Source organism: Polaribacter tangerinus, assembly GCF_038024095.1.
GTDB classification, from domain to species: Bacteria; Bacteroidota; Bacteroidia; order Flavobacteriales; family Flavobacteriaceae; genus Polaribacter; species Polaribacter tangerinus.
On the sequence record NZ_CP150668.1, the window covers coordinates 1,721,447 to 1,733,816 of the forward strand.

Below are 12,370 nucleotides of genomic sequence, written 5' to 3' on the forward strand. Positions count from 1 at the left end.
TTGTAAGAAAGTTAAGAAGTATTTTTTATGAAATTTAAATTAGAGGTCATATTGTTATTTTGCCTGTTTTCTTTAGGGTTAACAGCACAAGAACCTACTATAAAAGCTAGTGTAAGTAAAAATAAACTAGGTGTAAATCAGCGTTTGCGAGTTCAATTTTCTATAGATACTCAAGGAGGTGAAAATTTTACACCACCCAACTTCGAAAACTTTAGAGTAGTAGGTGGTCCTAGTCAATCTGTTAGTCAGAGCATTAGCAGTACTCCACAGGGTAGACAAGTTGTTTTTTCTCAGTCTTACACTTATATTTTACAGCCAAAAAGAAAAGGTGAACTTACTATTGGTAAGGCAACTGTAAAAATCGGAGGCAAAACAATAGCTTCAGAACCCGTAAAAATTATTGTATTAGATGCTGTAGAAATTCCAAAAGATCCGAATGACCCAAATTATGTAGCACAGCAAAATATTCATTTAGTAGCAGAAATATCTGATGCAAGGCCCTACGTAGGAGAAGGCATTTATGTAGAGTACCGATTGTATGTGAGTGAAAATGTAAGTGTTTATGACACAAATGTAACAGAAGCACCCAAATACAATGGTTTTTGGAATCAAGATATAGAAATAACCTCTTTCCCTGTAAAAACAGGAAAATATAATGGAGAAGATTATAGATATATTGTTTTACAAAAAGCACTTTTAATACCTACTAAAACCGGAAAATTAAGTATCGATCCAATGAAGATGGATATTGTAATTGGTGTGCCATCTGGTCGTACCGATTTTTTCGGAAATGTAATAACTAGTAATGTTAGAAAAGAATTTGCTTCAACAAAAAAAATTGTACGTCCGAAAAGCCTTCCTTTAGAGGGTAAACCAGCCAATTTTAATGGTGCTGTTGGAGATTTTAATTTTAATGTTTCTTTAAGTAAAGAGGTTTTAAAAGCCAATGAAACTAGTGAGGTAACAGTAACTGTTGCTGGTAAAGGAAATCTAAAACTATTTGAATTACCTACTATTGTTACCCCGTCAGAATTAGAAATGTACCAACCAGAAAGAAAAGAGAAAGTACGAATAAATGCCAACGGAATTACTGGTACTGTTACAGATACTTACACGGTGGTTCCGCAATATAAAGGAAAATACAAGATTCCGAGTGTTGCATTTTCTTATTTTAATCCTAAAGAAAGAGCGTATAAAACAATTTCTACAGATGATTTTTATGTAGATGTTCTTCAAGGTAAAGAGTTGGTTGTTGCGAATAATAATGCGGTTCAAAAACAAACTGTAGTTACTACCGGAAATAATTTCCGTTTTATTGCTACAAAAACAATTTTTTCAGAAAATAGTTCTTCAAATTTTTACCTATCAAAACTTTTCTATTTTTTATTGATATTTCCTTTAGTGTTAATCCCTGTAGGAGTAATCATCAATAGAAAAAATGAAGAAAGGAGTAATGATATTGTTGGAAACAAAACAAGAAAAGCACAAAGACTTGCCAAAAAGTATCTATCAGAAGCGAAGAAACAATTAGGTAAAAAAGAGGCTTTTTACGAGGCTTTAGAAAGGGCGTTACATAATTATTTAAAAGCAAAATTAGGCATAGAAACTGCAGAGATAAGCAAAGAGAGAATTACCGAAATATTAGAGGATAAACAGGTGGCAAAAGAAGATATTCATCAATTTATTGAAGTATTAAAGAGTTCCGATTTTGCTCGATACACTCCTTTTACAGCTACTCAAATGCAAGAAGAGTTTGAGAGAGCTAGTAAAGTTATTGTTCTTTTAGACAAACAATTATAGGTTTAAACAATGATATTACATCAGATGAAAAAAATAGTTTTTTTATTAGGGTTGCTTACCACTAGTTTGTTTGCACAAACTACAGATAGTTTATTTTATGAGGCGAATGATTTGTATAAAAACGGAGCATTTGAAGATGCCATAAAGAAATACGAAGCAATTTTAGAAAAAGACCTTGTTTCTGCAGAATTATATTACAATTTAGGCAATTCTTACTACAAGCTAAATAAAGTTGGTCCTACAATTTATTATTATGAAAAAGCCTTAAAAATAGATCCTACAAATGCCGATGTAAAAAATAATTTAATTTTTGCAAAGCGCCTAGCATTAGATAATATAGAAGAGGTTCCTAAAACTGTTTTTCAAAAAATTAATAGTAACTTTTTACAAAAGTTAACTTTTAATGAATGGGCGGTTGTATCGGTAGTTTTATCATTTGTTGCTGTATTGCTGTTTTTTCTTTTTTATTTTGCCAACGCTACCACAAAAAAGCGACTTTTTTTTACGTGTAGCATGCTTTCTTTTTTGGCTTTAATTTTTACTTTGGTAATCACTTATCAGCAATATCAATTTTTTAATAAGAATAAAGAAGCCATTATTTTTGCAGAGGAAACAGTAATAAGAAATGCCCCAACAGTAAATTCAGAAGAGGTTTTTACGCTTCATGAAGGTACCAAAGTAATGGTTTTAGACGCTTTAGATAATTGGAAAAAAATTAAAATTGCAGACGGTAAATTAGGGTGGATTATATCGGACGAGTTAAAAATAATAGATTAACTATTTTCTAATCATTTTACCTTTCCAAGACCTACCGGCTAAAGTAGCAGTGTAATATACTTTTTTACCTTTTACTTTATCAACCACTATATTAATTACGGTGCCTTGTTTAAATGGGAAATTTGGTAAGGTAGATGTTGCAATAGTTAAGTTATATTCACAATCAGTAACCCATTCAATATCAGATTCTATAAAGTATTTTTTATTTTGATGATATTCAATATAGTTATTCTCTCCGAATACTATAAGCACTTCTTTTCCAGCAATTTTATAAGTAAAACTATTGTTTTTTAAGACGGTGCAATCTTTTGAAATTAAAGCTGTAGGTTGGAATGCGTTTACTAAAAAAAGTAATGTAATTAAATAATTCATAAAAGGGATTTGAACGCAAATTACAAAAAAATAGTTTTTAAGAACTAAGGTTTTTCCCTATTTATTCTCATTTACTATTGATGGAAATAGTGTAGGAACAATTTTTTTTACTGGTTCATACAAAATAGATTTTTCTAAAGTTTCTTTGTTTACAAAAGGAATTGTATTGTTTAATTTTCCAAAAAAAATAAAAACCACACTCAAAATTAGTCCAAATTTTAAAGCACCAAAAACACCGCCAAGAATTTTATTTATCAAACCTAAAGAGGCAAAATCTGCTAATTTGGTAAGGAGTTTTCCTAGTAAAGAAACGCTCACTATAATAGCTACAAAAGTAAGGGCAAAAGCAGCTAGAGAAATGTATTCTTCTTTCCAATCTATGTAGGTTTTTAAAAAGTTAGCCACAAAGTCAGAAAAATGAATAGCTCCATAAACACCCCCAATAAGAGCTACTAGTGAGGCTATTTCTACAAACAAACCTTTAAAAACACCTCTTACAAAGCCAAAAGCCAAAAAAACAGAGATAATAATATCGAATATATTCAACGAAAAATATTTTTATCAAACCTACATCTTTTTTTTAAATTTTAAAAATGCGGATTGTATCTTTACTGTTTTAAAACAATAAAAATGTCTAAAGAAATAGCGCTTAAAGAAAAATGGGATGTATTGGTGCAGAAGTTAACCAATCAATTTGCAGATGGTGATGAGTTAACTATAGATGGTATAATTTACCTAATAGGCGTGCAAGAGTTGGGGCAAGGACATCGGTCTTTTAAAAAGGATGAAAAGGTAAATTTAATGCATATAGCTATTTGTAAATTGCTAGAACCATATGGTTATTACGAGTTTGATTATTTTGATGACGATGGCTGGCCGCACTACAAAATAATTACAGAATTACCAAGTCTAAAACCTGGCGAGCAAACCGTTTTAATGAAAGAGGCTATTATAAATTACTTCGATGTTATTGGCTTTTAGTTAGTTGTTGGGTTACAGAAAATGAAAAAAAGCATCTTCTAAATGAACTATTTTTTGGGTGTTGTTTTTATAAATGATAGCAATAATATCAAATCGAACTTCAACATCCATACCCTTATCATTCACGTAAAAATCTATAGCCGATACTAAAAGTTTTATTTTTTTTGGCGTTACAAAGTCTTGCGGATTTCCAAAATAATCTGTGGTTCTGGTTTTTACTTCTATTACAACTAGCGTATTTTTTTTAATAGCTATAATATCTACTTCAGCCTTTAAATATCGGTAATTGCATTCTAAAATTTTATACCCTTTTTTTCGTAGAAATTCAATAGCTATTTTTTCTCCTTTTTTGCCAAGTTCATTATGTGATGCCATATTTTGAAGATACAACATTTTTAATTATTAACATTTTATATAAAAACATTAGGCATAGAATATTTTATATTTGTTATATGACACAAACTACACTACTTTGTCTTTTTGAATATGAAGGGTTTAAAAATAAATGGGCTGCGTTGGGTAGAATGGGTAGGCCCCCAATTTCTTTAGAAGCTATAAAAGGTTTAACCTTTTTTAAACCTTTTGGTACAGGAAGTGGCAACGGGTTTTCTATAAAGCCAGATTTTGCAACATATGGTTTTGTGGTGGTTTTTAATTCTGAAGAAAATGCAGATAACTTTGTAAATTCATCAATACTAAAAAAATATACTTCCTCAGCTAAAAAGCATAGTTTGGTGTACATGAAAACAATAAAAAGTCATGGTGCTTGGAGCAAAGAAAATCCGTTTATAAGTTCAGTACAATTCGATAAAAATAAACCATTGGCAGTTATTACCCGAGCTACTGTAAAACCAAAATTAGCCTATAAGTTTTGGAAAAATGTACCATCAGTATCAAACTCAATGAACAATTACAAAGAATTGGTATATTCTAAAGGTATTGGAGAATTTCCGGTATTAATGCAGGCTACTTTTTCTATTTGGACGTCTGCAGAGGCAATGTTAAACTATGCATACAGCAACCCAAGTCATGCAGAAATGGTAAAGAAAACAAGACAGTTAAATTGGTATTCCGAAGAGTTGTTTGCACGTTTTTTACCTTACAAAACCATTGGAAATCTTATTCCACACTTTCTGTAAATTTTACTATATAACGGTCTTTATCAATATCTATTAAAATTTTTCTCCCAAAAATTAGGGCATTATTTTCTGCTTCATGACCAGCTTTAAAATTAAAAAATACAGGAACATCTTCAGGAATTGCTTCTAGTATTAACTGTTCTATGCTACTGCCCCATTTTGTAGAATTTTTTTTAATAGCAGTCATATCACCAATAATTACACCTTTACAATTGTTAAAATAATTAGCTCTTTTTAAGCTTTGTAACATTCTGTCAATGGCATATTTATATTCGCCAATTTCTTCAATAAAAAGAATTTTATCGGTAGTGTTTAACTGGCCATTAGAGCCTAACATAGAGCTAAGTATCGCTAAATTTCCACCTACTAAAACACCTTCAATCGATGTTAAATTAAGAGCTCTAACAAACGACGATTTTTTAATAGTGTATTGTAAATCCTCTCCAAAAAGAGCTTTTTTAAATGATGAAATAGTATTTTTAATTTGCAAAGAATCTTCTTCTAAACTAGTAGGCATCATGGCGTGCAAACTTTCAAAACCAAGGTTGTGAATATGGTTGTGAAAAGCAGTAATATCTGAGTAACCAATTATCCATTTTGGGTGTTTTTTAAAAGTGCTAAAATCTAACATATCTAAAATTCTAACCGAACCGTAACCACCTCTAGCGGCCCAAATTGCTTTAATGTTTTTAGCATCTAATGCTGCCTGAAAATCTTTACAACGTTCTGCGTCTGTGCCTGCAAAATGATTATTTTGTTTAAAAAGATAATCTCCCAAAACAACTTTTAAGCCCCAACTTTCTGCTAATTTTTTCGCTTTTAAAATGGTTCCTTTTCTACTTTTTAAAATTCCGGCAGGAGCAACTATTGCAATAGTGTCTCCGATTTTTAGATAAGGCGGTTTTTTAAAATTTTCTTGTGCTTTTAAAGCACTGTTAATAAAGAGAACTAAAAGTAGTAAACGGAAATTTTTTTTCATGACTAATGCAATTTGCTAGCTTTTTAAAATAAGGATATCTATTCTTGTAAATGTATTAAAATAGCTTGAGTATTAAAAACTTGTTTTTCGTACTTTTGCAGCTTTACAAATAGTTTAAAATAATTAGAGATACACTATGAGTGCTCCAAAAAGATATACCATTACTGCAGCTTTACCCTATACGAATGGGCCAATTCACATTGGTCATTTGGCGGGTGTTTATGTTCCTTCCGATATTTATGCTCGATATTTGCGTTTAACAGGTAAAGATGTTGCCTTTATTTGTGGTTCAGATGAGCACGGTGTTGCCATTCCTATGCGTGCAAAAAAAGAGGGTGTTTCTCCAAAAGATATTATCGATAAATATCATCACATTATTAAAAAGTCTTTTATAGATTTCGGAATTTCTTTTGATAATTATTCTCGAACATCATCTCAAATTCATCACGACACTGCAGCAGATTTTTTTAAGAAACTTTACAATGATGGTCATTTTGTAGAAGAGGTTTCAGAGCAGTTGTTCGATGCAGAAGCCAATCAGTTTTTAGCAGATAGGTTTGTAATCGGAACTTGTCCTAAATGTGGGTTCGAAGAAAGTTATGGCGATCAATGCGAAAGTTGTGGAACTTCTCATAATGCAACAGATTTAATCAATCCAAAATCGGCAATTACAGGAAACACACCCTCATTAAAAGAAACAAAACATTGGTTTTTACCTCTTAATAAGCATGAAGAATTTTTAAGAGAGTGGATTTTAAAAGGGCATAAAAAGGATTGGAAACCAAATGTATACGGACAAGTAAAAAGTTGGATTGATGACGGTTTAAGACCCAGAGCAGTTACAAGAGATTTAGATTGGGGAATACCAGTTCCTATAGATGGTGCAGATGGCAAGGTGTTGTATGTTTGGTTCGATGCACCAATAGGTTACATTTCTGCCACTAAAGAATGGGCAGCCAAAAAAGGTAAAAATTGGGAAGATTACTGGAAAAAAGACGATACCAAACTAGTTCATTTTATAGGAAAAGATAATATTGTGTTTCATTGTATTATTTTTCCGAGTATGTTAAAAGCACACGGAGATTATATTTTACCAGACAATGTGCCTGCTAATGAATTTTTAAATTTAGAAGGAAATAAATTATCTACTTCAAAAAATTGGGCCGTTTGGTTGCACGAGTATCTAGAAGATTTTCCAGAAATGCAAGATGTGCTGCGTTACACACTTACTGCTAATGCACCAGAAAGTAAAGACAACGACTTTACATGGAAAGATTTTCAGGCAAAAAATAATAACGAATTAGTAGCAATTTTCGGTAACTTTATAAATAGAGTAGTGGTGTTAACCAACAAGTATTACAATGGTGTGGTGCCAACTCCTACTAATTTTTCTGAAGTAGATGAAGATGTTTTGGCGGCTTTAAAAGAGTTTCCTAACAGCATTTCTAAATCTATAGAAAGATATCGTTTTAGAGAAGCAAGTCAAGAATTAATGAATTTAGCAAGACTTGGTAACAAGTATTTGGCAGATGAAGAGCCTTGGAAAGTAATAAAAGTAGATGAACAACGTGTGCAAACAATAATGTTTGTTGCCTTACAAATATCTGCTGCTTTAGCTGTTTTATCGGAACCTTTTTTACCATTTACTGCTTCAAAGTTAAAAGGAATTTTAAATATTGCCACTACAGATACCCAACAAGCAAATACCGCTATTTCATGGCACACAATTCATCAGCAAGATGTTTTAATTGCCAACGGACATCAAATAAACAAAGCAACATTATTATTTTCTAAAATTGAAGACGCCACAATAGAAGCTCAAATAGCAAAGTTAGAAGCTACTAAAATTGCAAATGCACAAGAAAATAAAGTGGTTTCCCCTCAAAAAGATATGGCAAGTTTTGAAGATTTTACAAAGTTAGATATTAGAGTAGGAACTATTTTAGAGGCAGAAAAAGTAGCGAAAACCAAAAAATTACTAAAGTTAACAGTAGATGTTGGTTTAGATGTTAGAACTATTGTTTCTGGTATTGCAGAAAGTTTTAGTCCAGAAGCTATTATTGGTCAGCAAGTGGCTGTATTGGTAAATTTAGCACCTCGAAAAATTAAAGGCGTAGAAAGTAACGGTATGATTTTAATGGCAAGCACTCCCAACGGAAAACTCGCTTTTGTATCACCAGATGCAGCAGTAAAAAATGGGCAAGAAATAAGCTAATGCTTACAATTGCCTATCATCCTATTTATCAACATGAATTGCCAAAAGGGCATCGTTTTCCTATGGAAAAATACGACTTGTTACCTAAGCAATTACTGCATGAGGGAACCTGTGTTTTAGAAAACTTTTTTGAACCAGAAATTCCAAATAACAAGTACTTTTTTACGGTTCACGATCCGGAGTATTTTTTCGATTTATTAAATATTACTTTACCTCAAAAAGCAGCCAGAAAAATTGGGTTTCCACTATCTGAAGAGCTTATAAAAAGAGAAATGATTATTGCAGATGGTACTTTAAAAGCCTCTGAATTTGCTTTAAAATACGGAATATCCATGAATATTGCTGGTGGTACACATCATGCTTTTTCTAATCGAGGAGAAGCCTTTTGTATGTTAAACGACCAAGCAATAGGAGCCAAGTATTTGCAACAAAAAGAGTTGGTAAAAAAAGTGTTGATAGTAGATTTAGATGTTCATCAAGGCAACGGAACTGCAGAAATATTTAAGAATGATGCTTCGGTTTTTACATTTTCTATGCACGGAAAAAGTAATTACCCTTTCGTAAAAGAAAAAAGTGATTTAGATATTCCTCTAGAGAATGGTACAAGAGATGAAACGTATTTGTCAGCTTTAAAAGAAGTTCTTCCAAAGTTGATAAAAGAAGAAGCACCAGATTTTATGTATTATTTATGTGGAGTAGATGTTTTAGAAACTGATAAACTAGGTAAACTGGCATTGTCTGTAGCAGGTTGCAAAGAAAGAGATCGGTTTGTTTTACAAACTTGTTTCGATGCAAAAATACCTGTAATGTGTTCTATGGGAGGTGGTTATTCGCCAGACATAAATACAATTATAAATGCTCATGCCAATACTTTTAGATTGGCACAAGAAATTTATTTTTAAAGCATTGTTCTTTTTTTGTATTATTTAGTTGCCGATTTACGAAGCTAATTCTTTTACAAATGGCTGGGCATACATTCTTTTACCCAGAGCAGCATGTATTGCATTTGCCACAGCAGCGCCAGCTGGAGGTAAACCAGGCTCTCCCAAACCTGTCGGAGCTAATTTACTAGGCACAAAGTAAACTTCTACTTTGGGTGTTTCTTTCATTCTAATAAGTCGATAGGTATCAAAATTCTTATGAGTTGGTTTTCCGTTTTCAAAAGAAAAATCGCTAAACATTGCATGACCAATACCATCTAAAACGCCACCTTCAATCTGATTTTTTGCGCCAGTAGGGTTCACAACTACACCACAATCTACTGCTACCGTTACTTTTTTTATCACTGGAAAACCATTTTCTAATGCAATTTCTGCAATTTCTGCAACATGAGTATTATGACTGTAATAAGCGGCAAAACCTTGGTATGTGCCAGGGTTAGTGGTGCCCCAGTTGCCTTTTTCTCGAACTAATTGTATTGTTTTTTCCATTCGTTCTCCAGAATATTCTATTCTTTTGTCCGAAGTATTTTTTACTTTTTGTAAAAGCTCTAAACGCAGTTCAATAGCATCTTTTTTTAAGGTTTTGGCAAGTTCATCAAAAAAAGACTGCTCGGCAAATGCAAGAAAGTTGGTGTATGGTGCTCTCCATGCGCCAGTAGTTATATTACTAGTGTAGCTACCTGTTTCTACTTTGTAATTCGGAATGCATCCCGCAGGGAAAAAATTCGGAATTGTGCCATACATATTTCCGTTAATTGCTGCCTCTTTTAAGTGGTAACCAGTTATTTTACCATCTTTTAAAGCTGCTTTTATCCGGTACTTTGTAGCTGGTCTGTAGGTTCCTGCTGTCATATCATCTTCTCTAGAATAAAGTACTTGAACAGGTTTTTGTACAATATTGGCTATTTCTGCTGCTTCAAGTGCAAAATCGCCATACAATCTTCTTCCAAATCCACCGCCCATTCTTGTCATTTCTAGGTGAATATCCTCTAGTTTTCTGTCTAATAATTTGGCGACTCTGTTGGCTGTCCAAGCAGGTGTTTGTATAGGACCTACTAAGTGTATTTTTTGGTCGGTAACATGAGCAAAAAAGTTCATTGGTTCCATACAGTTATGAGGTAAAAATGGCGCGCTATATGTTCTTTCTACAACAATATCTGCATTTTTAAACGCTTTTTCAACATTGCCGTCTTCTCTTCTTACAGCCAACTTCTTACTATTTAAAATATCTGTAAGAACAGTGTGGTGTTTTTCTGTAGACTCTAATTTAGGGGATGTTTTCCATTTTGCAGCGAGCGCTTTTTTACCTTTCATGGCAATCCATGTAGAGGTAGCTAAAACTGCAATTTTATCTCCAAATGATATTACTTTTACAACTCCTTTTATTTTTTTTGTCTCTTCAGCATCATAAGAAATAAGAGAGTTTCCAAAAGCAGGTGGTCTTAAAACACTTGCATAAAGCATTTCAGGTGCTTTATAATCAATACCAAATAAATGCTTTCCGGTTACAATTTTATCGATATCAACATTAATTTTATCAGTACCAATAATGGTAAAATCTTCTTCATTTTTAAGCCTTACATTTTCAGGAATTTCTAATACAGAGGCTTCTTTTACAAGATTTCCATAATGAAAAGTATCGCCATTTTTATTGGTTATAATACCTTTAGAAACACTAAGCGTTTCTGCGGGAACTTGCCATTTTAAGGCAGCAGCATTTACTAACATTTGTTTGGCTGTGGCTCCTGTTTGCCTTAAAGCGGTGTAACTACTTCTAATAGATTGACTTCCACCAGCTACTTGCCTGGTATAGTTATTAGTATCTAAAATACCTTGTGCAACGGTTACTTTACTCCAATCTGCTTCTAGTTCTTCGGCAATAATCATAGGCATCGAAGTTTTAACACCTTGACCTATTTCTGGATTTGGAGAATAAATGGTAATATAACCTTCGTCTGAAATTTTAATAAAAGCATTAAAATCATTAAAATTTAGTTGAGAAATATCTACAGGCATTACAGCAGTATCTTTGCAAGCTGTTAAGAGATTAAAACCTATTAGAAGTCCACCACTTGCCAAAAACGATGTTTTTAAAAAGTTTCTACGACTAAAATTTGTTGTTGTTTGTAGTTTCATAGATTCGTTTTAAAAGGTGTTATATTTTTTCTGAAGCCAATTTTACTGCTTTTTCAATTCTATTATAAGAGGCACATCGACAAATATTTCCATGCATAGCTTCTCTTATTTCTTTTTCATTCGGATTTTTATTTTCTGATAAAAACGCAGCAGCTGTCATTATTTGACCAGATTGGCAATAACCACATTGTGCTACATCTAGTGTTTTCCATGCTTCTTGTACAGGATGATTTCCAGCTTCCGACAATCCTTCTATAGTCGTAATTTCTGCCCCTTCTAAAATACTAATTTGTAGCTGGCAGCTTCTAGCAGATTTACCATTTAAATGCACTGTACAAGCACCACATTGTGCAATACCACAACCAAATTTGGTACCTACTAAATCCAATTCATCTCTTAGTATCCATAATAAGGGAGTATCTGCATCGGCGTCTACTAATACTTTTTTTCCGTTGATGTTTAATGAGTATTTAGGCATAAAAAGTTATTTTTATTATCGAAAGATACAAAAATAAATGCTAAGATATTTACTCAGTGACTTTTATAAACGATACGCTATAGTAACTTTTTTATTTTTTTCTTGATATACCAATTTAAATTCCTCAGAAAATCAAAATTTTTTAACAATCTAGCCTTTTTTGTTTCTTTTTTGAGCAATGCAAAAAAGTTATAAAGCTTAAAAGCATTATTAATGAACTCTAAATCTTTTACCTTATTAACAAGCTAAAATCGGCATAGAAATTTTTTGCGTAAAATTTGCCATAAAAATGCGTCAGAATTTATAGGCTGTTTGAGCATTACGAAAATAAACTTACCAAATCAAAAAGTAGTGGTGCGAGTTCCTATAATTTATCGCATTGCATAAAAAATTTAGCAACAATTTTCAGGCCTAGCCTTTTTTGTTTCTTTTTTTGGCAATGCAAAAAAGATATAAAGCTTAGAAGCATTATTAATGAACTCTAAATCTTTTACCTTATTAAGAAGTTAACACTGGCATAGAAAATTTTTGCGTAAAATTTTAAAAAAAGTA

Annotated in this window: 12 protein-coding genes; 6 read left to right on the forward strand and 6 right to left on the reverse strand. The window is 32.3% G+C overall.

Annotation, left to right across the window (positions count from 1 at the left end):
- Positions 1–27 precede the first annotated feature (27 nt).
- Positions 28–1,800, forward strand: a complete 1,773-nt coding sequence (locus WHD54_RS07600; RefSeq protein WP_088324513.1) for a BatD family protein — start codon at positions 28–30, stop codon at positions 1,798–1,800.
- A 24-nt stretch (positions 1,801–1,824) separates the two neighbouring features.
- Positions 1,825–2,577: an SH3 domain-containing protein gene (locus WHD54_RS07605; protein ID WP_088324512.1), complete on the forward strand. Its 753-nt coding sequence runs from the start codon at positions 1,825–1,827 to the stop codon at positions 2,575–2,577.
- Here the strand turns inward: WHD54_RS07605 and WHD54_RS07610 are convergent, their stop codons facing one another.
- A complete protein-coding gene (locus WHD54_RS07610; RefSeq protein WP_088324511.1) occupies positions 2,578–2,949 on the reverse strand; it encodes a hypothetical protein in 372 nt (123 codons plus the stop codon).
- A gap of 57 nt (positions 2,950–3,006) precedes the next feature.
- Positions 3,007–3,495: a CvpA family protein gene (locus WHD54_RS07615; protein WP_088324510.1), complete on the reverse strand. Its 489-nt coding sequence runs from the start codon at positions 3,493–3,495 to the stop codon at positions 3,007–3,009.
- Positions 3,496–3,579: 84 nt separating this feature from the next.
- Here WHD54_RS07615 and WHD54_RS07620 point away from each other — a divergent pair, with 84 nt between their 5' ends.
- Entirely contained in the window at positions 3,580–3,930 is a 351-nt protein-coding gene (locus WHD54_RS07620) for a hypothetical protein (RefSeq protein ID WP_088324509.1), read from the forward strand.
- 12 nt (positions 3,931–3,942) lie between these two features.
- Here WHD54_RS07620 and WHD54_RS07625 read toward each other — a convergent pair whose 3' ends face one another.
- Positions 3,943–4,305 carry a YraN family protein gene (locus WHD54_RS07625; RefSeq protein WP_088324643.1) on the reverse strand — a complete coding sequence of 121 codons (363 nt, stop codon included), beginning with the start codon at positions 4,303–4,305 and terminating at the stop codon, positions 3,943–3,945.
- Positions 4,306–4,382: 77 nt separating this feature from the next.
- Here WHD54_RS07625 and WHD54_RS07630 point away from each other — a divergent pair, with 77 nt between their 5' ends.
- A complete protein-coding gene (locus tag WHD54_RS07630) occupies positions 4,383–5,069 on the forward strand; it encodes a hypothetical protein (RefSeq protein WP_088324642.1) in 687 nt (228 codons plus the stop codon).
- On the opposite strand, the gene WHD54_RS07635 is transcribed toward WHD54_RS07630, so the two are convergent.
- Positions 5,050–6,048, reverse strand: a complete 999-nt coding sequence (locus WHD54_RS07635) for a S66 peptidase family protein (protein ID WP_088324508.1) — start codon at positions 6,046–6,048, stop codon at positions 5,050–5,052. The two genes, WHD54_RS07630 and WHD54_RS07635, sit on opposite strands and share 20 nt — an antisense overlap.
- A 136-nt stretch (positions 6,049–6,184) precedes the next feature.
- Here WHD54_RS07635 and metG point away from each other — a divergent pair, with 136 nt between their 5' ends.
- Positions 6,185–8,263, forward strand: coding sequence for a methionine--tRNA ligase (metG, locus tag WHD54_RS07640; RefSeq protein WP_088324507.1), 2,079 nt, complete (start codon positions 6,185–6,187; stop codon positions 8,261–8,263).
- Positions 8,263–9,165: a histone deacetylase family protein gene (locus WHD54_RS07645; protein WP_088324506.1), complete on the forward strand. Its 903-nt coding sequence runs from the start codon at positions 8,263–8,265 to the stop codon at positions 9,163–9,165. Before metG ends, WHD54_RS07645 begins: the two co-directional genes overlap by 1 nt.
- A gap of 36 nt (positions 9,166–9,201) precedes the next feature.
- Here WHD54_RS07645 and WHD54_RS07650 read toward each other — a convergent pair whose 3' ends face one another.
- Positions 9,202–11,340: a xanthine dehydrogenase family protein molybdopterin-binding subunit gene (locus WHD54_RS07650; RefSeq protein WP_088324505.1), complete on the reverse strand. Its 2,139-nt coding sequence runs from the start codon at positions 11,338–11,340 to the stop codon at positions 9,202–9,204.
- A 19-nt stretch (positions 11,341–11,359) separates the two neighbouring features.
- Positions 11,360–11,818, reverse strand: coding sequence for a (2Fe-2S)-binding protein (locus WHD54_RS07655; RefSeq protein WP_088324504.1), 459 nt, complete (start codon positions 11,816–11,818; stop codon positions 11,360–11,362).
- Between the last annotated feature and the right edge of the window lie 552 nt (positions 11,819–12,370).